This window comes from Kitasatospora sp. NPDC101108, from assembly GCF_055584725.1.
The window spans coordinates 268714-293639 of the sequence record NZ_JBVJLM010000006.1; the positions used below are offsets into that span (position 1 = coordinate 268714).

Annotated in this window: 19 protein-coding genes and 1 riboswitch; of the genes, 6 read left to right on the forward strand and 13 right to left on the reverse strand. The window is 74.1% G+C overall.

The window, feature by feature from the left end; genetic code table 11:
* Positions 1-84: 84 nt before the first annotated feature.
* Both ACZ6Z8_RS16505 and ACZ6Z8_RS16510 read right to left on the reverse strand, forming a co-directional pair.
* Positions 85-867: an ABC transporter ATP-binding protein gene (locus ACZ6Z8_RS16505; protein ID WP_465610266.1), complete on the reverse strand. Its 783-nt coding sequence runs from the start codon at positions 865-867 to the stop codon at positions 85-87.
* Between the two features lie 26 nt (positions 868-893).
* The gene (locus ACZ6Z8_RS16510) at positions 894-1946 is read right to left on the reverse strand and encodes an ABC transporter substrate-binding protein (protein ID WP_465610268.1); all 1053 of its coding nucleotides are present in this window, start codon (positions 1944-1946) and stop codon (positions 894-896) included.
* Between the two features lie 107 nt (positions 1947-2053).
* Here ACZ6Z8_RS16510 and fhuB point away from each other — a divergent pair, with 107 nt between their 5' ends.
* From fhuB to ACZ6Z8_RS16535, 5 genes are all read left to right on the forward strand, one after another.
* Entirely contained in the window at positions 2054-4219 is a 2166-nt protein-coding gene (fhuB, locus tag ACZ6Z8_RS16515) for a Fe(3+)-hydroxamate ABC transporter permease FhuB (RefSeq protein WP_465610270.1), read from the forward strand.
* A 21-nt stretch (positions 4220-4240) separates the two neighbouring features.
* Positions 4241-5392 (forward strand): enterochelin esterase, encoded by a 1152-nt coding sequence (gene fes, locus ACZ6Z8_RS16520; protein WP_465610272.1) that lies wholly within the window; start codon positions 4241-4243, stop codon positions 5390-5392.
* A gap of 39 nt (positions 5393-5431) precedes the next feature.
* The gene (locus ACZ6Z8_RS16525) at positions 5432-6247 is read left to right on the forward strand and encodes a helix-turn-helix domain-containing protein (protein WP_465610274.1); all 816 of its coding nucleotides are present in this window, start codon (positions 5432-5434) and stop codon (positions 6245-6247) included.
* Positions 6244-6441, forward strand: coding sequence for a DUF397 domain-containing protein (locus ACZ6Z8_RS16530; protein ID WP_465610276.1), 198 nt, complete (start codon positions 6244-6246; stop codon positions 6439-6441). The genes ACZ6Z8_RS16525 and ACZ6Z8_RS16530 overlap by 4 nt, the downstream gene beginning before the upstream one ends.
* Before the next feature lie 62 nt (positions 6442-6503).
* Positions 6504-6572: riboswitch (guanidine-III (ykkC-III) riboswitch) on the forward strand.
* Between the two features lie 12 nt (positions 6573-6584).
* Positions 6585-7442, forward strand: coding sequence for an MBL fold metallo-hydrolase (locus tag ACZ6Z8_RS16535; RefSeq protein ID WP_465610278.1), 858 nt, complete (start codon positions 6585-6587; stop codon positions 7440-7442).
* Positions 7443-7448: 6 nt separating this feature from the next.
* On the opposite strand, the gene ACZ6Z8_RS16540 is transcribed toward ACZ6Z8_RS16535, so the two are convergent.
* The 5 genes from ACZ6Z8_RS16540 to ACZ6Z8_RS16560 all read right to left on the reverse strand — a co-directional run bounded on the left by ACZ6Z8_RS16540 (position 7449) and on the right by ACZ6Z8_RS16560 (position 17781).
* On the reverse strand, positions 7449-8036 hold the full coding sequence (locus ACZ6Z8_RS16540; RefSeq protein ID WP_465610280.1) for a hypothetical protein: 588 nt from the start codon (positions 8034-8036) through the stop codon (positions 7449-7451).
* Between the two features lie 30 nt (positions 8037-8066).
* Positions 8067-8615 carry a Uma2 family endonuclease gene (locus ACZ6Z8_RS16545; RefSeq protein WP_465610282.1) on the reverse strand — a complete coding sequence of 183 codons (549 nt, stop codon included), beginning with the start codon at positions 8613-8615 and terminating at the stop codon, positions 8067-8069.
* A gap of 192 nt (positions 8616-8807) precedes the next feature.
* Positions 8808-10190, reverse strand: a complete 1383-nt coding sequence (locus tag ACZ6Z8_RS16550; protein ID WP_465610283.1) for a DHA2 family efflux MFS transporter permease subunit — start codon at positions 10188-10190, stop codon at positions 8808-8810.
* The gene (locus tag ACZ6Z8_RS16555; protein ID WP_465610285.1) at positions 10187-10372 is read right to left on the reverse strand and encodes an MbtH family protein; all 186 of its coding nucleotides are present in this window, start codon (positions 10370-10372) and stop codon (positions 10187-10189) included. Before ACZ6Z8_RS16555 ends, ACZ6Z8_RS16550 begins: the two co-directional genes overlap by 4 nt.
* Entirely contained in the window at positions 10369-17781 is a 7413-nt protein-coding gene (locus ACZ6Z8_RS16560) for an amino acid adenylation domain-containing protein (RefSeq protein ID WP_465610287.1), read from the reverse strand. The genes ACZ6Z8_RS16555 and ACZ6Z8_RS16560 overlap by 4 nt, the downstream gene beginning before the upstream one ends.
* A gap of 118 nt (positions 17782-17899) precedes the next feature.
* Between ACZ6Z8_RS16560 and ACZ6Z8_RS16565 the strand changes: the two genes are divergently transcribed.
* Positions 17900-19048, forward strand: a complete 1149-nt coding sequence (locus ACZ6Z8_RS16565; protein ID WP_465610289.1) for a M20 family metallopeptidase — start codon at positions 17900-17902, stop codon at positions 19046-19048.
* A gap of 125 nt (positions 19049-19173) precedes the next feature.
* Here the strand turns inward: ACZ6Z8_RS16565 and ACZ6Z8_RS16570 are convergent, their stop codons facing one another.
* From ACZ6Z8_RS16570 to ACZ6Z8_RS16595, 6 genes are all read right to left on the reverse strand, one after another.
* A complete protein-coding gene (locus ACZ6Z8_RS16570) occupies positions 19174-19974 on the reverse strand; it encodes an AMP-binding protein (protein WP_465610291.1) in 801 nt (266 codons plus the stop codon).
* 26 nt (positions 19975-20000) lie between these two features.
* Complete coding sequence (locus ACZ6Z8_RS16575; protein WP_465610293.1) at positions 20001-20234, reverse strand: phosphopantetheine-binding protein; 234 nt, start codon at positions 20232-20234, stop codon at positions 20001-20003.
* Positions 20231-20899 carry an isochorismatase family protein gene (locus tag ACZ6Z8_RS16580; protein WP_465610295.1) on the reverse strand — a complete coding sequence of 223 codons (669 nt, stop codon included), beginning with the start codon at positions 20897-20899 and terminating at the stop codon, positions 20231-20233. The genes ACZ6Z8_RS16575 and ACZ6Z8_RS16580 overlap by 4 nt, the downstream gene beginning before the upstream one ends.
* 32 nt (positions 20900-20931) lie before the next feature.
* Positions 20932-22581, reverse strand: coding sequence for a (2,3-dihydroxybenzoyl)adenylate synthase (locus ACZ6Z8_RS16585; RefSeq protein ID WP_465610297.1), 1650 nt, complete (start codon positions 22579-22581; stop codon positions 20932-20934).
* A gap of 23 nt (positions 22582-22604) precedes the next feature.
* Complete coding sequence (gene dhbC / locus ACZ6Z8_RS16590) at positions 22605-23816, reverse strand: isochorismate synthase DhbC (RefSeq protein WP_465610299.1); 1212 nt, start codon at positions 23814-23816, stop codon at positions 22605-22607.
* A 129-nt stretch (positions 23817-23945) separates the two neighbouring features.
* Positions 23946-24725: a 2,3-dihydro-2,3-dihydroxybenzoate dehydrogenase gene (locus ACZ6Z8_RS16595; protein WP_465610300.1), complete on the reverse strand. Its 780-nt coding sequence runs from the start codon at positions 24723-24725 to the stop codon at positions 23946-23948.
* Between the last annotated feature and the right edge of the window lie 201 nt (positions 24726-24926).

A 24926-nucleotide genomic window follows, 5' to 3' on the forward strand; every position in this document is an offset into this window, starting at 1 on the left:
GGGAGGTCGGCGGTGAGCTGCGGAGTCGAAACCACTCGAACGAGTGATCGATGACGGGGCACGGGGCGGGCGGCCGCCGGGTCGTCAGGCCGGCGCCGCCCGCGGGACGATCACCGGTGCCCCGTCGTCGGGCGCGGGCAGCACATGGCTGTCGATGTCGTACAGCGCCCGCACCAGCGACGCGTCCACCACCTCCCGGGGCGGCCCGCAGGCGACCACCGCGCCGTCCCTCAGGGCGACCAGCAGGTCGGCGTAGCGGGCGGCCGCCGCGAGGTCGTGCAGCACCATCACCACCGTCCGCCCGCCCGCCGCGACCTGCCGGACCAGTTCCAGCACCTCCACCGCGTGCCCGAGGTCGAGCGCGCTGGTCGGCTCGTCCAGCAGCACCACCGGGGCGTCCTGGGCGAGCACCATGGCGAGCCAGCAGCGCTGGCGCTGGCCGCCGGAGAGCTGGTCGAGGCGGCGGTCGGCGAGGGCGTCGACGCCGGTGGCGCGCAGGGCCTCGGCGGTGAGCCGTTCGTCGTCGGGCGACCACTGGCGGAACAGTCCCTGGTGCGGGTGGCGCCCGTAGCGGACCAGGCCGGCGACGGTCACCGCCTCGGGGGCCTGCGGGCTCTGCGGGAGCAGCGCGACCCGGTGGGCGGCCCGACGCGGGCGCAGCCGCCAGATGTCCTCGCCGCCGACCAGGATCCGCCCGCCGTCGGGCCGGTGCAGCCGGGCCACCGCCCGCAGCAGGGTGGACTTGCCGCAGCCGTTCGGGCCGACCACGGCCACCACCCGCCCGGCGGGCACGGTGAGGTCGATGCCGCCGAGCACCGGGCGCCCCGGCCGGTACCCGGCGGTGACGCCCTGGATCGTCAACTCCATGTCGGGCTCCCCCGGTTCGGTCGCGTTCAGGACGCGGACAGCGCCTTGCCGAGGTCGCCGATGACGGCGTCGGCCGCGAGCGGGCCGCCCCGGGTGGACCAGACCGAGCCGTCCACGGTGACGGTGTGGTGGTTCTTCACCGCGTTGAGCTCCTGGTAGGCGGGCTTGGACTGGACGTCCTTGAGTGCGGCCCTGCCGTCGTCGGTGAGGGTGGACAGGAACAGCCAGTCGCCGTCGATCTCGGAGAGCTTCTCCAGACTGAGCGCCGGGCTGTGGGCGTTGCCGTCCTTGTCCTGGGCGGCCGGGCGGGTGAGGCCCATGTCCAGGGCGACGCCGCCGGCGAACTGCCTCTTCTCCATCCAGCTCGGGCCGGTGGGGTTCCAGCGGACGATGGAGACGGCGGCGCCCTTGTTCCTCCCCAGGTCGGCGCCGGCCTTGGTGGCCTTGGCCTGGTAGTCGTCGATCACCTTGTCGGCCCGGTCGAGCTTGTTGACGGCGTTGCCGATGCCCCGGAAGGCGAGCTTCCAGTCGTCGGTGGGCGCCATGGTGACCAGGGTGGCGGGGGTGATCTCGCGCAGTTGCCTGAGCACCTGCTCGTCCTGCATGTCCCCGGCCAGGATGAGGTCGGGCTTGGCGGCGATCACCTTGTCCATCACCGGCTGCAGCAGGTTGCCGACCACCGGCACGCCCTTGACCTTGTCCTTGAGGTACGCGGGCGGCTCGTTGAGCCCCTGGCCGTTGGTGATGCCCACCGGCTGGACGCCCAGGGCGAGCACCGCGTCGAGGTCCTCCTGGGTGAGGGTGACGATCCGCCTGGGTTCGGCGGGAACTTCGACGGCCGTGCCGGTGGCGTCCTTGACGGTCCGCTTGCCGCCGGCCGCCGCCTTCGCCTCCCCTGCCCCGCTCGACCCGGCCTTGCCCTCACCGGCCTTGCTCTCCCCGGGCTTGCCCTCCGCGGCCGACGACGAGGACCCCGAGGAGCCGCAGCCGGTGAGCAGCAGGGCGGCGGCCCCGGTGACGGCCAGCGCCTGGGCCGCACGGCGGCGGACGGGTCGGAGCGGGCTGTGGGCGTGGCGCATGAGTGCCTCCGGGCAGGGGTGGTACGGGAGTTGGGCGGCGTCCGGGCAGCTCGGCGTGACGCCGGCGCCCCAGGGGACGGGCCTGGACGTTAGGTTAGCCTTACCTTATGACATCGTCGCAAGTGGGCGTCCACGAACCGCCCGCCGCCACCGCGCCCGGCGCCCCTCCCCCGCCGCCGGGCACCCACCGCCGGGCCTGGCCGGTGCCCGTCGCAGCGGTCGCGGTCCTGCTCGTCCTCGCCGCGCTCTCACTGTCCGTCGGCGCCGGCGAGGTCGGGCCCGGGCGGGTGCTGGACTACCTGCTGAACCGCGACGGCGCCCGCGCCGACGGTCGGCTCGCCCTCGTCGTCGGCGAACTGCGACTGCCCCGCACCCTCACCGCCCTGCTGGTCGGCGCCGCACTCGGCGTCGCGGGCGCCCAGCTCCAGTCCGTCACCCGCAACCCGCTGGCCGAGACCGGACTGCTCGGCGTCAACGCGGGCGCCTCGCTCGGCGTCGTGCTCGGCATCGCCGTCCTCGGCGTGCAGACCTCCTACGGCCACCTCGCCCTCGCCTTCGGCGGCGCCGTCCTGGCCAGCGCCCTGGTGCTGCTGATCGCGGGCAGCCGGGGCGGCGGCTCCCCCGTGCGGCTGGTCCTCGGCGGCTCGGCCGTCGGCGCCACCTTCGGCGGGATCACCGGCGTGCTGATCGTCAACTCGCCCGAGGCTTACGACCGTTACCGGGTCTGGGTGCTCGGCTCACTCGCCGGGGTGGAGGGCTGGGACACCCTGCGCCGACTCGCCCCGGTCCTCGGCGCCGGCTTCCTGCTCGCCCTGCTCACCACCCGGCCGCTCACCGCGCTGGCCCTCGGCGACGACCTCGCCCGGGGCCTCGGCCACCGGCCCGGCGCCACCCGCGCGGCGGTCGCCCTCGCGGTCACCCTGCTCACCGCCTCGGCCGTCGCACTGGCCGGCCCGATCTCCTTCCTCGGCCTGCTCGCCGGATTCCTGGCCCGCGCCCTGGCCGGCCCCCGGATCGGCCGACTCACCCTGCTCGCCGGGCTGTTCGGCGCCGCAGTGCTCACCGGCGCCGACGTGCTGGCCCGGCTGGTGGCCCGGCCCTTCGAGGCACCGGTGTCGGTGATCGTCGCCCTGATCGGCGCCCCCGCGCTGATCGCCGTCGTCCGCTCCCGGCGCTCCGCCGCGCCGGCCCTCAGCGACCCGGCCGAGGCCGCGGCACCGCCCGCACGGCGCGCCCAACCGGCCCCCGGTCGCCCAGACTCCGTTCTCCGGTACGGCAGTTGGTCACTGCTGGTCCCGCGCCGGCCGCTGCTCGCCGGGCTCGGGCTGGCCGCCGCACTGCTCGCCGCCGTGGTCGTCTCCGCGCACGCCGGACAGAGCGAACTCGGCCTCGGCACGACCTTCCAGGCCGTGTTCGGCTACGGCGAACGGCTGGACGTCCTGCTGGTGCAGAAGTTCCGGCTCGGCCGGATCGTCGCCGGGCTCGCCGCCGGAGCCGCCCTCGGGCTGGCCGGCTGCCTCACCCAGACCCTCGCCCGCAACCGCCTGGCCACTCCCGAACTGCTCGGCGTCAACGACGGCGCCACAGCGGCCGTTCTGGTCTCCACCACCGCCTCGGGTACCTTCGGCGCCTGGTGGGCCGGGCCGCTCGGCGCCCTGGCCGCCGTCCTGGCGGTCACCCTGGTCTCCGGCGGGCTCGGCGCGCGCGGCTACCGGGTGCTGGTCGTCGGGCTCGCGATGTCCGCCCTCGCCTCGGCCCTCATCCAGGTCGCGCTGGCCCGGCGCTCGCTCAACTCGGCCGGCTCGCTGTACATCTGGACCTCCGGCAGCCTCAACGGCCGGGACTACGCCGTCGCGACGCCGATGCTGGTCGGGCTCGCCGTACTGGTGCCGCTCGCCCTGGCGGCGGCCAGGCGGCTGGCGGTGCTGCGCTTCGACGACAGCGTGGCCGCCTCGCTGGGCGTCGACCCCGGCCGGGTCCGGCTCGCCTGCCTGCTGCTGGCCGTCGCGCTCGCCGGACTGGCGGTCGGGGTCTGCGGACCGGTCGGGTTCGTCGCCCTCGCCGCACCCGTGATCGCCGCACGGCTGGCCGGCCCCTCCCGCGTGCCCGTGCTCGGCTCGGCGCTGACCGGCGCGCTGCTCGTCGTCCTCGCGGACACCGTCGGACGGGTGCTGATCGGCGGGGTCGAGATCCCGGTCGGCATCGTGACCACCGTGCTCGGCGGACCCTTCCTGCTCTGGGTGCTGCTCGGCCGGCGCCCGAGCGCCGCGTAAGTCACCTGAGGAGTAGGAACATTGGACGCCTTCCCGCTGATCGAAACCGATCCGGACGACCCCGCGTACCGGCTGGTCACCTTCGTCTCCGACGAGCGGGACTGCGACGGGGTGCTCGCCCTGGTGCACACCGTCACCGACAAGGACCGGCACGCCGGTGACCTCACCCCGCACCTGATGCGGCGCCGCAACGGCCGCTGGGAGCTCACCCACCGGCTGCGCGCCGACCACCGGGCCTCCTACCAGCTCCACCCCTTCCGGGGCGAGGCCCCCGGCACCACCCGGGCCGACTGGCTGCACGTCCTCGACCGCGCCCGGCCCGACCCGCACGACACCGAACCCCGGCTGCCCGCCCGCGACGGACGCCACCCGTCCTCGGTGCTCAGCCTGCCGGAGGCCCCCGCCCAGCCGTACGTCCGGCGGCGGGAAGGGGTACGGCGCGGACGGACGCTGCCGCACGAGGTCGCCGGACGGCGGGTGGACGTCCATCTCCCGGCTGGATGGCAGCGCCAAGGGCCGTACTGCGTAGCGGTGTTGCTCGACGGCGAGATGTGGGGCGAGGTGCTCTCCGTCGGCGACACCCTGGACAACCTGACGGCGGACGGAGCGATCCCGCCCACGGTGGCGCTGCTGGTGCACACCATGGGGCCCGGGCGACCGGGGGACCTCAGCTGCAATCCCGTCTTCGTCGACCTGCTCGCCGACCGCCTCCTCCCCTGGGCCGCAAGGGAGTTCGGCGCCACCACGGACCCGCGCCGCACCGTGATCGCCGGCCAGAGCGCGGGCGGGCTCACCGCCGCCTTCGCCGCGTACCGACGGCCGGATCGGTTCGGCAACGCGCTCTCCCAGTCCGGCTCCTTCTGGTGGCCGGACGGCACCGAGTTCGACTCCGGCAGCGAGTGGCTCACCCGTCGCTTCGCCGCCGAGCAGCGGCGCGAGGCCCGCTTCTACCTCGAAGTCGGGCTGCAGGAATGGATGCTGCTCACCGAGAACCGGCACCTGCGCGATGTCCTCACCGCCCGCGGCTACGACGTCGAGTACCGCGAGTTCAACGGCGGCCACGACTACGCCTGCTGGCGCGGCGGCCTGGCCGACGGGCTGGCGCACCTGCTGGGGTCACCCACATGGACGGTTTCGGTCGGTTCGCACACCTTCGAGTCATCGGACGCCTAACGTCGGGAGTCCACACCGGATGACCTTGGGGGGTCAGCGATGAACGCGTCCTCGTCCGCCACGCCGCCGCCGATGTCGTGGCAGTACTGCGGCAACCAGATCAAGTTGTGGCGGGCGCGCGCCGGCGTCAGCCGCGAGGACCTGGCGACCCAGGCCGGGTACAGCTACGAGAGCCTGCGGTCGATGGAGGCGGGGCGGCGAAAGCCCTCTCCGCATCTGTTGCAGGTGGCAGACGAGATGTGCGACGCGAAGGGAATTCTGGCAGCGGGAGCGGACTACCTGAAGCCTGAGAAATATCCGTCGTCCGCCGAGGACTACATGTTGTACGAAGCCGAGGCCGTAGCACTCAACTGGTACGAGAACCACTTCTTTCCGGGTCTGTTGCAGACCGAGGAGACCGTAAGAACACTCCTCAACTCCCACTGGCCACCACTCGATGACGAGACCGTCGAGACGCGTGTCGCTGCTAGGTTGGAACGCCAGGATATCCTGAAGGTACAGACGAGGGCCTTCAACTTTCTGATCGAAGAAGGCGTCCTCCGACGGCCCCTGACGACTATCGAAGCCCATCACCGACAGTTGCGCCACGTCCTGGCTGTCAGCGGGGCGCGTCACATCACAGTTCAAGTGGTTCCATCCCGAGGAATCCACCCTGGCCTGAACGGGCAATTCATCCTTCTGGAAACAGCCGAGCACCAGCGGCTCGCGTATGAGGAGGGCCAGGCGTTGGGCATGCTCCACGCAGACCCCGCCAGGGTAAGCGTCCTCAGCCATCGCCATGAAATGATCCTCCGGCAGGCACTCGATCCCGAGGCCTCGGCCAAGCTGATCAACGAGCTGCTGGAGGAGCTATGAACGATGCGCTGACCTGGTTCAAGTCCAGCTACAGCAACACCGAGGGCGGCGCCTGCGTGGAGGTCGCCATCCGCCCCAGAACCGTCCACGTACGCGACTCCAAGGACAGGACCGGCCCGCAACTCTCCTTCACTCGTGAGGCCTGGGCCGCCTTCGTCCAGCTCGCCGGAGACGCTTCCTCTCTGGACCGCTGAATCCACCGGCAAGGCCGGGAGATTCCGCTGCCAGCCACCGAACCACTCGTGTTAGCGTCCCCGAGGCAGCGCGTCGGCGCGCTGCCCCGGACGAGATGTGCGCCGTACCCGGCCCGCCAAGACGACGCACCCCTGGAGGCGTCATGGCTGCTGTCGGTACCCCCATCGCCCGTCCGCTGGACGTGCGGTGGATCCACGGCTCGCCGTCCGCCAAGCACAACACGGACCCGGACATCCAGGTCCACGACTACGACGAGCACACCGTCATCCTGCGGCAGAACAAGGCGGTCAACTACGAGGCGCCGTTCCTGTTCCTGCTCTTCGGGACGGAACGGGCCGTACTGATCGACACGGGGGCGACGGCGGAGCCCGAGTACTTCCCACTGCGCGCCGTCGTCGACGAGCTGCTCACACGACGGCGCGCCCACGACCCCCGCGACGACTACCCGCTGCTGGTGCTCCACACCCACCCGCACGGCGACCACATCGCGGGCGACGGGCAGTTCGCCGACCGGCCCGGCACCACCGTGGTCGGCGCCGAACTTCCCGACGCCTGGGCGTACTTCGGCTTCGACCGGGACGCCGGGGCCGTCGCCCACGTCGACCTCGGCGGCGGGCGGGTGCTGGAGTGCCTGGCCACCCCGGGGCACCACGAGGCGGCCGTCACCTACTACGACCCGTGGACGGGCTTCCTGCTCACCGGCGACACCGTCTACCCCGGCCGGCTCTACATCGACGACTGGCCCGCCTTCGGCCGCACCGTCGAGCGCCTGGTCGCCTTCGCCGAGAGCCGCCCGGTGACGCACGTGCTCGGCTGCCACATCGAGATGACCCGCACCCCCGGCGTCGACTACCCGATCCGCACCACCTACCAGCCCGACGAACCCCCGCTCCAGCTCACCGTCGACCACCTGCGCCGCATCCACGCGGCCGTCACCGAACTGGGCGACCGGCCCCGCCGCCACCGGATGGACGACCTCGTCCTCTGGCCGAACGAGTAGCGTCCGTCAGCTGTTGGCTGCGGCGTACCGCACGTCGCCGCCGGGCTGCGGGAGCAGGTAGCCGATCTGCCGGACGTCCGGGGCGCGACCGCCCGGCGCCGCCGCATCGGTGCAGTCGGACACCTCCCACCCGATCAGCCCGAGGCTGAACGGCACGGCCCGGTACACCTCGGCGCCGACACCGGCGAGCCAGTCGTCCAACACCGCGGACCTGGTGATCTGCCGCCCGCCGCCGTACGACACCCCGGCCTGCTCCAGCGCGCCGAGCGGAACGTAGAAGTCGACCCAGTCGCTGCCGTCCTCCTCCCGGCTCACGACACAGCCGCAGACGACCCGCTCGCCGCCGGGCAGCCTGACCCGGCCCTGGAGGTGGCCGGTCGCGTCGAACGACCGGATCGAGCACGGCACGGGCTGCTGCTCCTCCGGCTCGACGTCCCGCCGCGCGTAGCACCCCTCGACACCGGCCGAGGCCCACAGGGCGCGCAGCACGGCGTTGACCAGCTCGTCGTCGCCGGCCGGGCCGACCTCGACGGCCAGCTCGTAGAAGCCGCCGCACCAGTTGACCGGGTCGCGGAAGGAAGCGGGGTTCGTCACCGGTCGATCATGCCGCATCGGCGCTCGGGCTCAGTCCCGGTAGGGGACGAGGCGCGACAGGTCCAGGTCGAAGCCGAACGGGTCGGGAATGTGGATCACCTCGCCGAACTCCCGTTCGGTCCGGGTGTGGTACCGGTCGCGATTGGGCTCGGAGAACAGCGTCACCGTCTTCTGCCGCGGATCCACGATCAGATAGAGCGGGAAGCCCATGCGCGGGTAGTCGCGGACCTTCCCGTTCCAGTCGTTGTCGGGGTTGGACGGAGATACGATCTCGACCGCGATCAGCGCCAGCTCGGCGGGGATCTCTCGGCCCAGCTCGATGACGTCCTCGGGCAGGTAGGTGAGGTCGGGGTTCCGGACGGAGCCGACCTCGGGCGACGAGAGGTCGCTGTTCCCGGTCGGGAAGTAGCCGGGCGGGCAGTGCGCCTCGAACTGACGCTGGACAATCGCAAGGTTCAGCTGATGGATCGAGGACGGCGACGCCTGCATGACGATGACGTCGCCGGAAAGCTCGACCTTGAAGCCATCCGGGAGGCTCTGTCGGACCTCTTCGAGAAGACGGTAGTGCTCGGGATTCATGCGCTCTCCTCCAATGGTCCTGCCACCGTACGACAGTAGCGGCAGCCGGGCGGGTCTTCCCGCCGGTCCGAACGGGCATCCGACTCGGCCGTGGTCGCGCTGGTGGCCGGGATCGTGCCCGGCGCGATGCTGTTCGCCTCGGTGTGGTGGTCCGGCCGGGCGGTGGTGGCGCCCGGCCGGACCGGCTGACCCTCAGTCCGCGGCGGAGCCGACCGGCAGGCGTCGGGTGAGCAGGGCGCCGGCGGCGACCAGGGCTGCGGTGAGGGCGAGGGCGATGCGGTAGGGGGTGGGGTCGGGTCCGTCGGCGAGGGCACCGATCACGGCGGCGGTCACGGCGATGCCGAGGGCGCCGCCGAGGGTGCGCAGGATGGTGAAGAGGGCCATCGCCCGGCCCATGGCGGCCGGCGGAACGTCGGCGAAGCCGGTGATCTGTACGGTGAGCACGGCGGTGCCCAGGACCAGCCCGACCGCGAACATCAACGCCCGTACGGTCCAGGGGTCTTCGGTGAAGCCGAGGGCCGCGAGGACCGCCGCGGCCAGCAGCAGGGCGGGCTGGGCGAGACGGCGCGGGCCGAGGCCGGGCAGCAGCCGGTCGACCACCTGGGAGGCGGCCATCAGCCCGATCGCCTCGGGGAAGACGCTGAGACCGGCGTCCAACGCCGAGGCCCCGCGGACGGCTTGGTAGAGCAGCGGGAGGACGAACAGCGCGCCCATCAGCCCGGCGGAGGTGAGCAGGGCGAGCCAGCTCGCCGCGCCGTAGCCGCGGTCGGCGAGCAGTCGCAGGTCCACCAGCGGTTCGCGCGTGCGGAGTTGGTCGCGTACGGCCGCGCCGAGCAGGACCAGGCCGCCCAGACCGCCGAGCCAGACCGCCGGGGAGGACCAGCCGTGGGCCGGGCCGAAGCCGAGGGCGTAGGTGAGCAGACCGAGGCCCGGGGTGGCGAGCAGGAAGCCGCGGGTGTCGAAGCGGCCGGCCGGGGGTTCCGGCGACGTTCGCAGCGCGACCAGGCCGATCGTCACGGCGCCGGCGCCGATCGGCAGGTTGACCAGGAACAGCCAGTGCCAGGAGAGGTGTTCGGTGAGGTAGCCGCCGAGGGGCGGTCCGAGGGCGGGCATCAGTGCGGTCGGCACGATCAGGATCCGGCTCAGGCCGGCCCGCTCGTGCGGCTCGAAGGCCCGGAACAGCAGGGTCATCCCGACGGGTGTGAGCAGTCCGCCCGCCACGCCCTGGACGGCGCGGGCGGCGGCGAGCGCGCCGAGGCCGGGGGCGGCGGCGCAGAGCGCGGAGGCCGCGGTGAAGACGGTGAGCGCGCCGAGGAAGACCCGCTTCACGCCGTACCGGTCGCCGAGCCAGCCGGCCACCGGCAGGCCGAGGGCGAGACCGACCAGGAAGGCCGTCTCGACGGCGTTGGCCGCCGCCACGGGCCGGCCGAAGTCCTCGGCGATGCGGTACAGCGCAGGGTTGACGATGGTCGAGTCGAGGCCGTTCATGCACATCGCGGCGGTGTACACGACGACCACCGCGGCGCGCCCCGCGAGCAGGGGGCGCGCCGGGGTCCGGACGGCCGGAGGAGTCACAGGTCGGTCCAGTGGGCGGTGATCCAGGCCAGGGCGGCGGAGCGCTCGCACGGGCCGTGCGCGACCCGCCAGCCGGCCGGGACGGCGGCGAAGACGGGCCACAGGGAGTGCTGGCCCTGGTCGTTGACGAGGGCGAGGAACTCACCGTCGGCGTCGAAGGGGTTGACGGGGGCGTCGCTCATCGGGAGCTCTCCAGTCGGTCGGCGATCACGCTCGCGATGTGCGCGATCGGGGCGGGCAGGGTCATGTCCTTGTGCGAGCAGGCCACATCGGTGTTGTCGATCCGGCCGGACACGTACGGGGCCCAGAGTTCGGGCACCAGGCTGTCGTCGATGGTGTCGACGGTGGCGCGGAAGAACAGCAGGTCGCCGTCGAAGCGGCGGTGGTCGTAGCCGCGCACCAGGCGGTTGGTGTTGAGGTAGATCTCGTTGAGTGCCGTCACGGTGGCCCGGTCGAGCCCGGCCAGCGGGCTGCCCTCGCGGCCCAACAGTTCGATGACGGGGTCGAGTTCGAGTGGCTGCCCGGCGAGGTCGGCCGGCTCGAAGCCGCCCATGGTCAGCAGCGCCTCCAGCGCCTCGGCCCGGTCGGGAACGGGCAGCTCACGGAATCCCTCGGCCGGGTAGGCGTCCAGGACGGCGAGCAACTCGACGCGCCCGCCCAGCTCCTGGAGGCGTACGGCCACGGCGTGGGCGATGATCCCGCCGGTGGACCAGCCGAGCAGCCGGTAGGGGCCCTCGGGTTGCACCTCGCGCAGCCGGTCCGCGTAGTGCGCGGCCAGCTCCTCCAGCGTGCCCGGCAGCGGTTCGCCGGCGGTGGCGGCGCCGACGCCCTGCGCCTGGAGGCCGTAGATCGGTACGTCTGCCGGGAGGTGGCGGATCAGGCCGGTGTAGCACCAACTCAGTCCGCCGGCCGGGTGGACGGCGAACAGCGGGGCGCGCCGGCCGGGGCCGGTGGGCCGCAGTGGGAGCAGGACGTCGAGCGCGTCGGCTCCCCGGCCACCGTCCGACAGGGCCGCGTCGAGCGCGGCCACGCTGGGTGCCTGGAACAGGGTGCCGATTCCGACCTCCAGACCGAGCACCTCGCGGATCCGGCCGGCCAGCCGGACCACCAGCAGGGAGTGGCCGCCGAGCGCGAAGAAGTCGTCCTCGACCCCGACCTCCGCCAACCCCAGGACCTCGGCGAAGAGTTGGCAGAGCTGCTGCTCGCGCGGGCTGCGCGGTGGGCGGCCGGATCCGGCGGCGGGGGCCTCGGGGGCGGGCAGGGCGCGGCGGTCGAGCTTGCCGTTGGCGGTCAGCGGCAGCCGGTCGAGCAGGACCACGGCCGAAGGCACCATGTGGGCGGGCAGTTCGGCGGAGGCGTGGGCGCGCAGCTCGCCCGGGGTGGCTCCCGACCCGGCGCCCGAACCGGTACCGGCGGTGGCACTCGCACCTGCACCCGCACCCGAACCGGCGGCGGCGACCGCGTAGCCGACCAGCCGCTGGTCACCGGGCGTGTCCTCGCGAACCACCACGGCGGCGTCGGCGACCGCCGGGTGGGCGGCCAGCACGGCCTCGATCTCACCGAGTTCGATCCGGAAGCCGCGCAGCTTGACCTGCTGGTCGGCGCGGCCGAAATACTCCAGCACACCGTCGGCACGGCGGCGGGCGAGATCTCCGGAGCGGTACATCCGGGTGCCGCTCTCGCCGAAGAGCTCGGCGTACGGGTCGGCGACGAAGCGGGTGGCGGTGAGTTCGGGGCGGCCGAGGTAGCCGCGGGCCAGGCCCGCCCCGGCCACGTACATCTCGCCGGTGACGCCGGGCGGGACGGGCTGGAGGTACTGGTCGAGGACGTAGACCCGCAGGTCGGGGATGTTGACGCCGATGGTGCTGCTGCCGGTCGCGGCGGCGCCCGCCCGGTCGAGGGCGATGTACGAGACGTGCACGGTGGTCTCGGTGATGCCGTACATGTTGACCAGGGTGGGCGCGTCCTGCGGGTGGCGCGCGTACCAGTCGTCGAGGCGGGCGAGTTCGAGCGCCTCGCCACCGAACACCACGTAGCGCAGGGCCAGTTCGGCGCCGGGACGGTCCCGGTCGGCGGCGCTGAGCTGGTAGAAGGCGGACGGGGTCTGGTTGAGCACGGTGACGCGCTCGCGGGCGAGCAGGTCGAGGAAGGCGGCCGGGTCGCGGCTGACCAGGTGGGGGACGACGACCAGCCGGCCCCCGTACAGCAGGGCGCCCCACAGCTCCCAGACCGAGAAGTCGAAGGCGTAGGAGTGGAAGAGGGTCCAGACGTCCTGGGCGCCGAAGCCGAACCAGTGGTCGGTGGAGCCGAACAGCCGGGCCACGTTGCGGTGGGTGACGGCCACGCCCTTGGGGCGGCCGGTGGAGCCGGAGGTGTAGATGACGTACGCGGTGTCCTCGGCGCGCAGTGGGCGGGTGCGCTCGTGCTGGGCGAGCGGAACGGCCGGGAACCCGTCCGACTCGGGCCCGTCGACCAGGAGTTGGGTCACCGAGTGGGCGGGCAGCCGAGGCACGGTGGGCGCGTCGGTGAGCAGGGCGGCGGGGGCTGCGTCGGCCAGCATGTAGGCGAGGCGGTCGGCCGGGTATTCGGGGTCGAGCGGGAGGTAGGCGGCACCGGACTTGACCACCGCCAGCAGGGCGACGACCAGTTGGAGCGAGCGGGGGAGGGCGAGGGCGACGACGGCGCCGGGGCCGATGCCTCGGGCGGCCAGCAGCCGGGCCAGCCGGTCGGCACGGGCGGCGAGTTCGGCGTAGTCGAGCTGTTCGTCCTCGCAGCTGACGGCCACCGCCGTCGGGTTGGCGGCGGCTGCGGCCTCGAAGAGCTCGGGCAGGGTCGCGGCGTGCGTCGCCGGAACGGGCGTGGCGCTCGGCGCCGACGGAACGGGCGTGGCGCTCGGCACCGACGGAACGGGGGTGGCGCACGGCGTCGCCCGAACGGCGGTGCCGTTCCAGTCGACCAGGGCGCGCCGCCACTCCTCCGCGCTGATCAGCGGCAGCCTGCCGATCGGGGTGTCCGGCTCGGCGGCGGCCGCCGTGAGCAGTCGGGTGAGGCGTTCGGCGAGCGCGGTCGCGGTGGCGGCGTCGAAGAGGTCGGTGCGGTACTCCAGGAACCCGCCGATCCCGCCACCGGGCCGCTCCCCCGCGTTGAGGGTGAGGTCGAACTTGGCGGTGCCGCTGGGGATCGCGGTGACCTCGGCGGTCAGGCCGCCGCCGAGGTCGGTGGGCCGGTCGGGCCGGCTCTGCCAGGCGAGCATCACCTGGAACAGCGGGTGGCGGGCCAGCGAGCGGGCCGGGTTGAGCTCCTCGACCAGGCGGTCGAAGGGCAGGTCGGCGTGCTCGTGCGCGGTCAGGACGGTGCCGCGCACGCGACCCAGCAGCTCCCGGAAGGACGGGTCGCCCGAGGTGTCGGTGCGCAGCACCACCGAGTTGACGAAGTAGCCGACCAGGGCGGCGGTCCGCTCGTCCTCGCGGCCCGCGAACGGGGTGCCGACGGGGATGTCGGTGCCGCAGCCGTGCCGGGTGAGCAGGGCGGCGAGTCCGGCCTGGACGGCCATGAAGACGGTGCTGCCGGTGGCCCGGGCGAGCGCGGCGAGGGCGGCGTGCGCCTCCGCGCCGAGCGCGAACGGCACGGTGGCGCCGTCGTGGCCGGCGACGGCCGGGCGGGGTCGGTCGGTGGGCAGTTCCAGCTGGTCGGGCAGTCCGGCGAGTGCGGTGCGCCAGTGCTCGGTCTGCCGTACGGCGAGCGGGGTGGGCGCGTCGGCGGTGCCGAGCAGCTGCCGTTGCCAGGCCACGTGGTCCGCGAACTGGACGTCGGGCGCGGGTAGTTCGGGTGCCCGACCGGACTGCCGGGCGGTGTGGGCGGCGGCGAGGTCGTGCAGCAGCGGGGTGGTGGAGGCGCCGTCGCCCGCGATGTGGTGGAGCAGCAGGAGCAGGGTGTGCCGCTCGGGCCCGTGCCGGAACAGCGTGGCGCGCAGCGGCGGTTCGGCGGTCAGGTCGAAGGCGTGGCGGACGGCCTCGGTGGGGTCGCCCGCGCCGTCGCGCAGTTCGACCGGGGCGGGGGGCAGGATGCGCTGGTAGGGCGTGCCGTCCGGCTCCTCGCCGTAGACCGTGCGCAGGACTTCGTGCCGGGCGGTGAGGTCGCCGAGGGCGAGGGTGAGCGCGGCGCGGTCGAGCGGGCCGGTGAGGGTGAGGGCGAGCGGGATGTTGTAGGTGGGGCTGGGGCCTTCGAGGCGGTGCAGGAACCAGAGGCCGCGCTGGGCGGGCGAGAGCGGGAGCCGTTCGGCGCGCGGTACGGGCACCAGCGCGGGGCGGGGCTCCGGCTCCGCACTGGGCCGGGTTCCGTTCCGTGGTCCGTTCGGCGTTCCGGCCTGCGCACCGATCTGCGCACCGGTCTGCGCACCGGTCTGCGGTGCGTTCCGCGGTCCGGTCCCGAGCAGGGCGGTGAGGGCGGCCGGGGTCGGGTGGCGGAAGACGTCCGCGAAGGCGACCGGTGTGGCGAAGGTCTCGCGCAGCCGGGCGGCCAGGCGGCCGGCGAGCAGGGAGTGCCCGCCGAGGTCGAAGAAGGAGTCCTCCCGCCCGGGCGCCGCGGGCAGGCCGAGGACCTCGGCGAACAGCCCGCAGACCAGTTCCTCCTGCGGGGTGGCCGCGGCCGTGCCGGGGGTCGCGGCGGTGGGCTCGGGCAGGGCGCGGTGGTCGAGCTTGTCGTGGGCGGTGCGCGGCAGTTCGTCCAGCAGCAGGACGGCTGCCGGGACCATGTGGGCGGGCAGCCGGGCGGCGAGGGCGGCGCGCAGCGCCTCCGGGTCGGGGGCGGCACCGGGGAGGGGGACGGCGTAGCCGAGCAGCCGCTTGCCCTGCGGGCCGGGGCGGGCGATCACCACGGCCTGGGCGACGCCCGGCAGTTGGGCGAGGACGGCGGCGATCTCACCGGGTTCGATCCGGAAGCCGCGGATCTTCACCTGGTCGTCGGCCCGGCCGAGGAACTCCAGGGTGCCGTCGGGGCGGCGGCGGGCGAGGTCGCCGGTGCGGTACATCCGGCTGCCGGGCGGGCCGAAGGGGTCGGCGAGGAAGCGTTCGGCGGTGAGGTCGGGGCGGCCGAGGTAGCCGCGGGCCAGGCAGGCGCCGGCCACGTACAGCTCGCCGGTGACGCCGTCGGGGGCGGGTCGCAGCGAGCCGTCCAGGACGTAGGCCCGGGAGCCGCGCACCACCCGGCCGACCGGGGCGCCGTCCGGGCCCGGGGTCCAGGCGTAGGCGTCGACGGTGGTCTCGGTGGGGCCGTAGAGGTCGACCGGGTGCAGGCCGGGGACGGCGGTCAGGCGCTGCCAGAGGGCGGGCGGGGTGGCCTCGCCGCCGACCGCGAGGACGGCGGGGCGGTGCCGGCCCTCGTCCAGTACGCCTTCGCCGAGCAGGACTTCGAGGTACGAGGGGGTGAGGTCGAGGTAGTCGATGCGCTCGCGGTGGAGGTGGGCGGCGAGGGCGGCGGGGTCCCGATAGGTGGCGTCGTCCAGCAGGTGGAGTTCGTGGCCGTGGACCATCCACAGCACCGGGTCCCAGGAGGCGTCGAAGGCGAACGAGGCGCTGTGGGCGATGCGCAGGCGCTCGCGGCCGGTGCGGCGCAGGGCGGGGACGATGTGGTCCTCGCCGAGGCCGGCGTGCAGGTTGGCGAGCGAGGCGTGGGTGACCACCACGCCCTTGGGCCGTCCGGTGGAGCCGGAGGTGTGCAACACGTAGGCGGGGTCGTCGAGTTGTGGGGCGGGCAGGGTGGTGTCCGGCTCGCCCTCGGCGTCCTGCGGCCGTACGGCGGGCAGGTCGGACGGCAGGTCGAGGGCGGCGAGGGCCTCCGGGGTGCCGACGGCGCAGACCGGGCGGGCGTCGGCCAGGACGGCGGCGAGCCGCTGCCGGGGGTGGGCGAGATCGAGGCTGACGCAGGCGCCGCCGGCCTTGAGCACGGCGAGCATCGCGACCAGGGTGTCGGCGCTGCGCGGCAGGGCGAGCGCGACCGGCGCCCCGGCCCGGAGGCCGAGGGCGGCCAGGCGGTGGGCGAGGCGGTTGGCCCGGGTCTCAAGCTGCCCGAAGGTGACGGCGGTCGGGCCGCAGCGGACGGCGACGGCATCCGGGGTGCGGCCGGCCTGGGCGGCGAACAGCTCGGGGACGGTCCGCTCGACCGGGGGCTCGGTGCGGCCTTCGGTCGCGCGGTGCAGGGCGTCCGCGTCCAGCAGGTCGATCCGGGCGATCGGAGTCCGCGGGTCGGCGAGCAGCAGCTCGGTGAGGGCGTCGAGGTAGCGGATCAGACCGTCGCGGTGGGTGGCGAGCGAGACGGCGCTGTGGCGGGCCGGGTCGGCGTCGAGGACCAGGCGCAGGGCGCCGTCCGGGCCGGGCGAGACGTTCACGGCGAGGTCGTCGACGGGGCCGGCGGCGAGGTTGCGGACCCTGCCGGGCAGACCGGCCAGGTCGAGGTCGCCCTCGAAGGCCTTGATGTTGACCACCGGGCCGAACAGGGCGCGGCGTTCGCCGGTGAGGCCGAGGTCGCGGCGCAGGTCCTCCAGGGGGTAGCGCTGGTGGCGGTGGGCGGCGCGCAGGGCGCGGACCACCTGGCGGAGCAGGGCGCCGGCGGTGTCGGCGGGGCGGACGGTCAGGCGCAGCGGGAGGACGTTGGCGGTGGCGACGGGGGTGCGCAGGGCGGACGGGCCGCGGCGGTTGGCGAGCGGTAGGCCGAGCAGGACGTCCTGGGCGCCGGTCAGACGGTGCAGGTAGCCGGCGGTGGCGGCGAGGAGGAGTTCGGCCCAGGTGGCGCGGGCGGTGGCGGCGGCGCGCTCCAGGCGCGTGCGGGTACCGGCGGGGAGGGTGGCGGTGAGGCGCAGCGGGACGGGCCCGGGCCGGGGGGCGTCGGCGGGCCGGGTGTCGGTGCGCCGGGGGTTGTCGGTGGGCGCTTCGGCGGGCACGTCGCCGGGGGCTGCGAGGACTCCCGGCAGGGTGGCGGGCGCTTCGGCGCCGGCGAGGTGGGCGGACCAGTGGGCGCGGTCGGCCGCGTAGTCCGCGCTCGCGCGGTAGGCGGCCTCCTCGGCGACGGTTTCGGCAAGGCCGGCGAAGGGGCTGGGGCCGGGCTCGGCGCCGGTGGCGCGCGCGGCGCAGAGGGCGGCGACCCGCTCGCCAAGGAGGGTCAACGCGTAGGCGTCGACGGCGAGATGGTGGATCCGCCGGTACCAGAGGCGTCGGTCGTCGGCGAGCCGGATGAGGGCCTGGGTGAACAGCGGGCCGGTGGTGAGGTCGGCCGGGCGGGCGAGGTCGGCGCGCATCCAGGCCTCGGCCTCGGCGTCCGGGTCACGGGCGGCGCGCAGGTCGAGGTGGTGCAGCGGCCAGCGGTGGCCGCGGCGCAGCCGCTGGTGCGGGGTGCCGTCCGGGCTGGTGACGACGACCGCGCCGAGGGCCTCGGCCTCGTCGACCGCCTGCCGCAGGGCCGCTTCGAACGCTTCCTCGTCGAGCGGTCCGTCGATCTCGACGGCGTCGCCGGTGTTGTAGACCGGGCTGGCGGGGTCGAGGGACTGGGCGTACCAGACGGCGGCCTGGGCGGCGAGCAGCGGGATGTCGGCGGGCATGGTGCGGAGAGCTCCTCGGGGAATCCGGAACGCCTTACTTAGGTTAGCCTAACCTTACTTCATCTGAACTGGTCAACGGCCCGGAGTGGCCGCAGCCCTGACACCCCGGAGGCGCCCCGTGCCACAGACCGAATCCGCCAAGCAGGCCGTCCGCGACCGCGTCCACGCACATCGATCGGAGCTGCTGACACTCAGCCACCGCATCCACGCTCACCCCGAGACCGCCTTCGAGGAGCACCGGGCCGCCGCCTGGTGCGCCCAACTACTGCGCTCCCACGGCTACTCGGTCACCGCGCCCGCCCACGGTCTGGAGACCGCGTTCAGCGCGAGCCTCGGCAGCGGACCGGTCACCGTCGCGCTGGTCTGCGAGTACGACGCCCTGCCCGGACTCGGGCACGCCTGCGGGCACAACCTGATCGCCGCCGCGGGCGTCGGCGCGACAGTCGGGCTCGCCCCGTACGCGGAACGGCTCGGGCTCACCGTGCGGGTGATCGGCGCGCCGGCCGAGGAACGCGGGGCGGGCAAGGCGCTGTTGCTGGAGGCGGGGGCCTTCGAGGGAGTGGACGCGGCGATGATGGTCCACCCCTGCCCGGTGGAGATCGCCGACTTCCGATCCTTCGCACTCGGCACGCTGTCCGTCCGCTACACCGGGCGCGCCGCCCACCCGAGCCTCAACCCGCACGAAGGGCGCAACGCCGCCGACGCGCTCACCCTCGCCCAGGTCGCGCTCGGGCTGCTGCGCCAGCAACTGCCGCCGCTATGGCGGGTGCACGGCATCACCACGGCGGCCGGGACGGCGCCGAACCTGATACCTGACAGCGCGAGCGCCGAGTACGAGATCCGGACCTCGGCGGCCGAGGACCTGGCGCAGCTGCGGGCGCGCGTCGAGGACTGCTTCCGGGCCGGAGCGCTGGCCACCGGCTGCGAGGTGGAACTGACCCGGCCCGAACCGGACTACCTGGACATGCGCTCCGATCCGGCGCTGCTCGCGCTGTGGCGCGCCAACGCGGCAGCGCTGGGACGGCCGGAGCCGGAGGAGCGCGGACCGTTCGCCTGCACGGACATGGGGAACGTGTCGCACGTGGTGCCCTCGATCCATCCGGTGCTGGACATCACCGGGGGCGCCTGTGCACCGCACGAAGCGGCGTTCGCGGAGGCGGCGGTGGCGGCGCAGGCCGAACGGGCACTGTTGGACGGCGCGGTGGCGATGGCCTGGACGGCGGTGGACCTGGCGGGGCGGGCGAACGGGGTGTCAGTCGACGGCTGACAACTTTCAGCGAACAGATTTCAGCGAACAGATTTCATAATCTGTTCGCTGAAATCTGTTCGCTGTTCGTTGTTCGCCCTCCCCGTTCGCTACTCCCCCGTTCCCGTTCGCTGCTCCCCCGGCCCTCACCCGCCGTTCAGCACCACCGCCGCGCCGGTCCGCAGCGGCCAGAGGAACCCCCAGTGCGGAAGCCGCAGTTGCAGCACCTGGTCCCCCGGCCCGAGCGGGTGGGCCGCCTGGAGCTCGCGCACCCGCCGGTCCGCCTCGCCGTGGGTCAGCCGGACCGCCGCCGGGCGCCCGCCCGGGCCGTACTCGACGCAGAGCAGGTGCTGCGGGGTGAGTGCGCGCGGCGGGTCGGTGTCCAGCTCGCCGGCGGTGTCGAGCCCGGACAGCGCCCCCGGTATCCCCTCCCCCAGCACGCACACCAACTCGTTCTCGGCGAGCAGCCGCTCCCGCCGCCCCGGCGGGTCGGCCGGGTCCAGCGACAGGTAGGCCGCTCCCGACTTGGCCACCGCGAGCAGCGCCGTCAGCAGTTCCTCCGGACTCCCGGCCGCTGCCAGACCGACCACCGTTCCCGGCCGGGCTCCGCGCCGGGCCAGCGCGCGCGCCAGCCGGTTGGCCGAGGCGTTCAGCTCCCGGTACGTCACCACCCCGCCGTCCGCGAGCACCAGCGCCGGGGCGTCCGGGGTCCGGGCCGCCTGCGCCTCGACCGGACCCACCACGGTGGTGGCCGGGTGCTCGACCGCCGGTCCCGTCCGCACCGCCTCCGGCAGCACGAGCCCCTCCGCCGGGAGCACCCACGACCGACCCGTCCCCGCCACGCCTGCCGTCTCCGCCGCTCCGCCCCGGACTTCTCCCGCGCCCGCCGACTCGCGCACGACCGCTTCCACGGCCTCCATGGCCTCCACGGCCTCCAGCGTCTCCACTGCCTCAGCCGCCTCCGCCGACCCCATCAGGCCGCACCCAACAGTTCGGCCCAGGCCTCGACGGACGGACGCTCCGCCAGCCGGACGAACGCCACCTCGGCGCCCTCGGCCCGCCAGCGCTCGGCGAGCGCCATCAGCCGGATCGAGTCCAGCCCCCAGTCGACCAGGTTCTCGTCCGGCGGGATGTCCGCCGGGTCCTCGCCGAGCAGGTCGGCGACCTCGGCCCGGATCCGCTCCACGGTGAAGCCCGTACCCGTCACTTCGCGTCCTTCCCTTCCGGAGCGTCCGCCGCCTCCAGCATCCCGAGCACGGATCGGGTGGTGGTGACCACCCCGCACCGCCCGGCGATCCACTCCAGCGCCGCACGGTGCTCGGCCGGCCCGAAGTCGGCCACCGCGTCGGCCACCACGAAGGCCTGGACGTCCCGCATCCAGGCGTCGCAGGCGGTGGCCTGCACGCCGATGTGGGCGTACACCCCGGTGATCACCAGCTGGTCCCGACCCTGCTCGTGCAGCAGCCGCTCCAACTCGGTGCGCACGAAGGCGCTGTACTTCCACTTGGTGAGCACGGTGTCCCCCGGCGCCGGGGCGACGGCCTCGGCGATCGCCGTGGCGCGCGGGTCGTCGGGGAGGCCGGGCCCCCAGAAGTCCTGTTGCAGTCCGCGCTCGGCCGGACTCTGCCCGCCGCGCTGCGCCGAGTAGACGACCGGCACGCCATGGGCACCGGCCACCTCGGTCAACTCGGCGACATGGGCGAGGAGTTCGGGCACCGGAGCGGCCGCACGGTCGAAGGCGTCCAGGAAGTGGTTCTGCAGATCGTGCACCAGCAGGACGGCACGTGCCGGGTCGACCGTCCAGGACACCCGGTTGGCGGGCAGCTCCTCGGCGGCGGGCAGCGGATAGCGGGGAATGCGGGGCAGGCCCACGATGGTCGAACTCCTCAACTGGACGAAGGACTTCAGGAATGGGTGAGGGAGGCTGCGACGGCGGCCCGCAGGTCCTTCTTGCTCACCTTGCCGATTCCGGTGGCGGGGAAGGCGTCGACGAACTCCACCCGGTCCGGCACCTTGTAGTCGGCCAGCCCGCGCTGCCGAACGAAGCGCTTCAACTCGACGCCCTTCGGCGGCTGTTCGCGGTGCTCGGCGCGCAGGACGACGTACGCGCAGGTGCGCTCGCCCAGGTACGGGTCGGGCATCGACACCACCGCCGCGTCGTGCACGGCCGGGTGGGCGAGCAGGTGGTTCTCGATCTCCTCGGCGGCGACCTTCTCCCCGCCCCGGTTGATCTGGTCCTTCGCCCGCCCCTCGACCACCAGGTGGCCGCTGGGGAGCCGGCGCACCAGGTCACCGGTGCGGTAGAAGCCGTCCGCCGTGAAGGAGTCGGCGTTGTGCCCGGGCGCGTTCCAGTAGCCGCGGATGGTGTACGGGCCACGGGTGAGCAGGTGGCCGGTGGTGCCGTCGGGCAGGTCGCGGTCCTGGTCGTCCACCACCCGGACCTCGTCGTCGGGGGAGATCGGACGGCCCTGGGTGGTGGTGATCAGCTCCTCCGGGTCGTCCAGCCGGGTGTAGTTGACCAGGCCTTCCGCCATCCCGAACACCTGCTGCAGCGTGCAGCCCAGCACCGGGCGCACCCGCCGGGCCGCCTCCGCGCCGAACTTGGCGCCGCCGACCAGCAGCACCTCCAGGCTCTCGTACCCGCGAGCGCCGCGCTTGGCGGCGTCCAGCCAGAGCAGCGCCAGCGGCGGGACGAGGCCGGTGACCGTCACGCCCTCGCGCCCGATCAGCGGGAAGGCCGTCTCCGGGCTGGGCTGCGGGCACAGCACCACCCGGCCGCCCGCGTACAGCGTCCCCAGCGAACCGGGGGAGCTGAGCGGGAAGTTGTGGGCGGCGGGCAGTGCGCACAGGTAGACGCTGCGCCCGTCCAGCGCGCACAGCTCGACCGAGCCGCGCAGCGAGTAGATGTAGTCGTCGTGGGTGCGCGGGATCAGCTTCGGCACGCCGGTGCTGCCGCCCGAGAGCTGGAGGAAGGCGATGTCCCCGGGCTCGGGTTCGCAAACGGGCCCCGGCCCGTCGCAGGGCACGTCGGCCAGCCGGACGTGCTCGCCCGGGTCGTCGCCCGCCACCAGCACCAGCCGCAGCGCGGGGTTCTCCGCCCGTACCCGGGAGGCGAGTTCGCGGTGGTCGAAGCCGCCCTCGACGCCCGGGACGACATAGCCGATCGCACCCGTGAACGAGCAGAAGTGCGAGATCTCCGCGTACCGGTGCGCGGGCAGCGCGAAGACCGGGAGCGCGCCGATCCGGAACAGGGCGAAGACCACCTCGAAGAACTCGGCGGCGTTGGGCAGTTGGACCACCATCCGGTCCCCGGCCCGGACGCCCCGGGCGAGCAGCCCGGCGGCCATCCGGTCGGCCCGGCGGTCGAGTTCGGCGTACGTCCAGCGCCGTTCCCCCGCCGCCACCGAGTGGCCGCCCGGGTCGACGACAGCGATCCGTTCACCATGGGCGGCCGCCCTCTCACGCAGCATCCGCCCGAAGGTCTCGCCGCGCCAGTAACCGGCGGCCCGGTAGCGCTCGGCGAACTCCTCGGGGTACGGCGTGAATCCGTCCATCGGCGTGAGCCCGTCCGCCGGCGTCACAGCGCCACCCCAGCAGCGTCCAGGAAAGTGCGGAACTTGGCGCTCGTCTCGGCCAGTTCGGCCTCCGGACTGGACTGTTCGACCACTCCTGCGCCCGCGTAGACGCGCAGCGTCCGCTCGTCCGCCTCAGCGCAGCGGATGGTCACCACCCACTCGCCGTCGCCCGTCCCGTCGGCCCAGCCGACCATTCCGGTGTACAGGCCCCGGTCGAAGGGCTCGACCTCACCGATCACCCGGCGCGCGACGTCCGTCGGCGTGCCGCAGACAGCCGGGGTCGGGTGCAGCGCGCAGGCCAACTCCAGTGCGGAGACGGCCGGATCGGCCAGCTCGCCGCTGATCGAGGTGGCCAGGTGCCACATCGCGGCCGTCCGCACCAGGGTGGGCCGCTCCGGCACGTCCAGGCTGCGGCAGTACGGCGCCAGCGCCGCGCGGATGGCGTCCACCACGACGGCGTGCTCGTGCAGGTCCTTGGGCGACTCCAGCAGGGCCGCGGCCCGGCGCACGTCCTCGCCGAGGTCCTCGCTGCGCGGCACCGAGCCGGCCAGCGGGTTGGCCAGGACGGCCGTACCCCGCCGGGAGAGCAGGAGTTCGGGGCTGGCGCCGATCAGGGTGCGGCCGCCGCCGGCGGGTACGGCGAAGGTGTAGCCGCCCGGGTCGCGCCGGGCCAGTCGCTGCAGGACGGCCGGCAGGTCCACCGGCCGGCCGCTGCTCAGCTCCAGTGTCCGGGCCAGTACCACCTTGTTCAACTCCCCGCCGCGCAGCCGCTCGACGGCCGCCGCGACGCCCGCGCCGTACGCCTCCGGCTCCGGGACCGGGCGTATCCGCCAGTCGGCCCCGACGGAGCGCGGCGCGGGCAGCGCGATCAGCGGGTCGTCGCGCAGCGCCCCGGCGGTTCGGACCCGGTCCGGAACGGCCAGCTCGGCCCGGGCGCCGTGGTCGAAGGCCACCGCTCCGACCACCAGAGGCCGTTCGACTCCGGCGCGGCGTGCCGCGGCCAGCGTTCCGGCGACCCGGACGGGCAGCGGGCGGCCGTCCTGCGGCACCCGGGCGCGCACCCCGGCGGCGAGCAGGGTGCGGGTGGGCGAGGCGAAGAACGCCTCGTCGGCGCCGGCCCGGTACTGGCCGAGCAGGCCGCTGGCCGCGCCGATGGCGTCCCGGTCGGGGCCGTCGTCGACGGGGGTCGGCGGGGCGTGGTGCACCGTGGTCACGGCGGTCTCTCCAGTCTGGAACGGGTCTACGGTCCGCCGAAGGCGGGAGGAGGGCTACGGGAGGACTACAGGGAGGAGGACTACGGGGAGGAGGACTGCGGGGGGCGGGGAGCGGACGGCGACGGCGGGTCAGGCGCGCAGGGTGGCGCCGCCGTCGACGTACAGGTCGTGCATCGTGATGTGCCGGGCCCGGTCGGAGGCCAGGAAGAGCACTGCCTCCGCGATGTCCGCGGGGACGGCGATCCGCCCGAGCGGGATGCCGACCCGCCAGGCCGCCAAGTCGCCGTCGATCACCCGACGTTGGGACGCCTCGGCGTCCTCGCCCCACAGCGCGCGCTGCATCTCGGTATCGGTGGACCCGGGCGAGACGACGTTGCAGCGCACCCCGGACCGTGCCAGCTCCAGCCCGAGGCAGCGGGTGAACATGGTGGCCGCCGCCTTGGACGCCGCGTAGGCGGCCATCCCGGCGCGCGGCACCCCGGCGGCATTCGAGCCCACGGTGACGATCGCGCCGCTCCCCCGGTCGGCCATCCGACGGCCCACCGCACGACCGGTGTTGAACACCCCGGTGGTGTTGACCGCGAAGGTCTCCGCCCAGTCGGCGTCGGCGAGTTCGACCACCGGTCCGGGCCTCAGGATCCCGGCGACGTTCACCAGTACGCCCAATGGTCCGAGTTGACGCTCGATCAATTCCACGAACTGGTCGACCGATCGGGCGTCGGCAACGTCCAGCACGTACGGGTGCACCGCCGCGCAGTCCGCCGCGAGCTCGCCGAGCGGGCCGGGATTGCGGTCCACCGCCGCGACGACGGCCCCCTGGGCGGTGAAGGCCCGGGCCGCGGCCGCACCGATGCCCTGCCCGGCCCCGGTGACCATCGCGACGACACCGGAGAATTCGGACCGCTCCACAGGACATCCCCTCCGACCAGCACTGGAAGCATTATTAGGTAAGCCTAACCTAACACAATGGTTCGCCTACGCCGAGACGCGAGACCCGCGCCCTGCGACCCACGCCCCACGCCCCATGCCCCACGCCGCACGACCCACGCCCCCCGACCCGCAGCCCGAGGCCCGAGGTCCACGGCCCACGAACCCGTACGGCCGTCAACT

Bases quoted from the DNA above. Each gene is read 5' to 3' on its own strand.
- ACZ6Z8_RS16505 (WP_465610266.1), bottom strand. From the start codon at position 867: ATGGAGTTGACGATCCAGGGCGTCACCGCCGGGTACCGGCCGGGGCGC.
- ACZ6Z8_RS16510 (WP_465610268.1), bottom strand. From the start codon at position 1,946: ATGCGCCACGCCCACAGCCCGCTCCGACCCGTCCGCCGCCGTGCGGCC.
- fhuB (WP_465610270.1), top strand. From the start codon at position 2,054: ATGACATCGTCGCAAGTGGGCGTCCACGAACCGCCCGCCGCCACCGCG.
- ACZ6Z8_RS16525 (WP_465610274.1), top strand. From the start codon at position 5,432: ATGAACGCGTCCTCGTCCGCCACGCCGCCGCCGATGTCGTGGCAGTAC.
- ACZ6Z8_RS16530 (WP_465610276.1), top strand. From the start codon at position 6,244: ATGAACGATGCGCTGACCTGGTTCAAGTCCAGCTACAGCAACACCGAG.
- ACZ6Z8_RS16535 (WP_465610278.1), top strand. From the start codon at position 6,585: ATGGCTGCTGTCGGTACCCCCATCGCCCGTCCGCTGGACGTGCGGTGG.
- ACZ6Z8_RS16545 (WP_465610282.1), bottom strand. From the start codon at position 8,615: ATGAATCCCGAGCACTACCGTCTTCTCGAAGAGGTCCGACAGAGCCTC.
- ACZ6Z8_RS16555 (WP_465610285.1), bottom strand. From the start codon at position 10,372: ATGAGCGACGCCCCCGTCAACCCCTTCGACGCCGACGGTGAGTTCCTC.
- ACZ6Z8_RS16560 (WP_465610287.1), bottom strand. From the start codon at position 17,781: ATGCCCGCCGACATCCCGCTGCTCGCCGCCCAGGCCGCCGTCTGGTAC.
- ACZ6Z8_RS16585 (WP_465610297.1), bottom strand. From the start codon at position 22,581: ATGGACGGATTCACGCCGTACCCCGAGGAGTTCGCCGAGCGCTACCGG.